This is a genomic window from Flavonifractor hominis (assembly GCF_040095835.1).
GTDB lineage: Bacteria > Bacillota > Clostridia > Oscillospirales > Oscillospiraceae > Flavonifractor > Flavonifractor hominis.
In genome coordinates this window covers 1-2,731 of record NZ_JBBMFT010000027.1, presented here as the reverse complement: position 1 = coordinate 2,731, position 2,731 = coordinate 1, and the positions used below count along the sequence as shown (strand labels likewise).

1 protein-coding gene is annotated in these 2,731 nt (G+C 59.6%); it reads right to left on the bottom strand.

What is annotated here, in order from left to right:
- The coding region (locus WMO45_RS13570) for an Ig-like domain-containing protein (protein WP_349141424.1) at positions 1–2,731 on the bottom strand (2,731 nt) is incomplete at both ends.

Genomic DNA, 2,731 nt, shown 5'->3' with positions numbered 1-2,731 from the left:
CAGGCTGCCGGTCTCGGAATCATAGGTGTAGCCCTCGCCGGCGGTCAGGGCCTCGCCGGCCATGGTGACAGTGACGGCCTCGGGCAGGGTGTAGCCCTCCTCAGCGGTGAGGGTCACATTCAGGGGCTGGCCCTCCTCCACCTGGGCGGGAGCGCCCTCGGCGGTCAGGTTGGTCAGAGCGTAGGTGACGGCGTAGGTCACAGGTTCAGGTTCTTCAGACGGAACACCGCGGACATAGATCTCATTGACGCCGGCATTTTTCTTGGCATTGGTAGCGCCATCACAGCTGATGATCTGGATCTTCACATAGCGCACGCCCTCTTCTGCCAGGGGGAACGTAGCAATGCCGCTGCGGTCGTTGTTGTCTGTCTGATCCACAGCCAGGCGGAACTGCTGATCCTCTCCGGCTACCTGGATCTCATACTGATAGGCACGGTTGTCCTGGCCGTACTTGGGCAGATAGAGCTGGATCTCGGAGAGATCATACCTTCCTTCCAGATCCACGGTGATGGACTGGGGATAGCTGTCGTCCTGGGCCGCCCACATGGTATCGTTGTTCCCGTCCACCGCGTTTTCGGCCGGGTTCTTGGTCTCGGCACTGGTGGCATTCACCGGTTTGCCGGTAGACAGAATGGGGTCCTTGGGTTTCTCTACCAGGTTGTCAACCGCAGTCTTCAGCGCTTCATACGCCTCGTCATACGTGCTTTGTCCGCCACCAGCGGCCAGAGTTTCCTTGGCCTGAGCCAAGACGGTCTGCATGGCTGCATAGCTGTCATCCGTGTAGTCGCTGGCGTTTTTGCGCTCAGCCTGCTTAATCTCGGCCGTCAGTGCATAGGGGTTCTCCCAGCTCTTCTCTCCGATCAGGGTCTGGTACACCGTCTCGGCAATGAGTTCATAGCCGTCGTTATTGCCGTGGATCTGATCCGGGAAGTATTCCGCCGCATCCCGGGTAGCCAGATTCATATCCACAAACTGACAATCCAGCTCATAGGCCACGACGCCCTGGAGCGGGACGATCTCATCGTTTACATTGGCCGGTACGATATTATAGGAATTGGTGCCGTGAGCGGTCGGGGAGGTCATCAGCCACACTTCCGGCTCCGACTCCAGCGCCCGGTAGCTCTCCACCAGCGCCATGGCGTCGGCCACATAGCTGTTCTCCGTCTGCCCGATGGTCCAGTTGTGGCTCTTGCCGTCGTTGGTACCCAACATAATGAGCACGATGTCCGGCTCGTAAGCCAGGCTGGCCTGGTACTGGGACTGCTGCGTGTACGGCTTGTCAGCACTGTTGCGCATGGTCGCTCCGCTGACACCGAAGTTCTTTACCTCGTAGTCATCCCCCAGCTTCTCCTGCAGCGCCGTGGGATAGTTCCGGGTATTGGGTACCGACTGGGACCCGAAGGTGATGCTGTCGCCCACACAGGCCACGCGGATGGGCTGCTCCGCCGGTGTTCCGGACACCGTAAAGCTCATGGTATAGGCCTGCACCAGTTCATTGCCGGCGGCATCCTTTACCGCCTTGGCCGGCAGGGTCAGGGTATAGACAGCGCCTGCCGTCAGCTCTGCCGCAGGAGTCAGGGTCAGCGTGCGGTTTTCCACACTCTTGGTCAGCTCTACGGCCATTCCGTCCGCATCTACGAGAGAAATAGCGTCGTAGGCACTGCCCGCCAGCACATCCTCACTGAAGCCAAGGGTAATGCTCTGGTTGGCCGGCACATCTACCGCTCCGTCAGACGGAACACTGGAGAGCACGGTGGGTGCCACATTGTCGGCAGTCTCCATACCGCCACGGACCACCACACGGTCAATATTGGGGCCCGATGCATTGGCAACGATCTTCAGTTTATGGCTGCCGCCGTTGATGGGCACATCCCGGATCGTCTCGTTTACCCATGCCGTCCAGGCCGCATCGCCGCTGCCGCCCGGTACACAGGACAGCGTACCGATCACCTGGTCATCCAGATAGACGGTGCAGGGTCTGGGATCGGCGGTGGCATAACGCACCTCGATGTCATAAGGGGAGAAGGTGGCGACCGTGATCTCCAGCTCCACATAACTTCCGGCGCCGCCGTAGTCGGCATAGCCGGTACCCGTGTAGCCGGTACGGGCACTGGCAGCCGCCGTGCCGCCGCTCATAGTGCCATCCTCCGCCTCATAGACCGTACCGTCCCGGCTGATGATCATCCGGTCGATATTGGGCCCATTTACCGTGGTGTTGACCAGCTTAAAGGTGTGCTCCCCTTCGGTGAGCTGGAACTCATATCCTTCGGTGAGCCAGGTGGTCCACGCCTCATTTTGAAGGTTACCGTCCGTATAGAACTTGTAGCTCTGTACGTTTACCCCGTCGATATAGAGATCGCAGGGCCGTCCACCCAGAGAGGTATACCGGAAGGCGACGGTATATTTGTCGGTTTCCGGAATGTTGGCCGTCCACTGGATGGTACCGATCTTCCCGGCATCCGGATCGTAGAATCCAGTGCCCTTATAGCCGGTGTGATTCTTGGCGATGACGCCGTTCTCCAGCACCACGCTGGGGTCTTCCGCCTCAATGGCAAAGCCGTCAAAGCTGTCCAGATCGGGCTTGGGCGGCTCGGGGTCGGGCGTGTCAGGAGCGGGCTCCGGGGTCTCCGTCTCCCAGGTCACGTCCTGAACAATGATGCTGTCCAGATCAAACCCCATCACATCAGAAGTAAGCTTAACGGTATTTTCCCCCGCCTGCAGCTGTACGTCG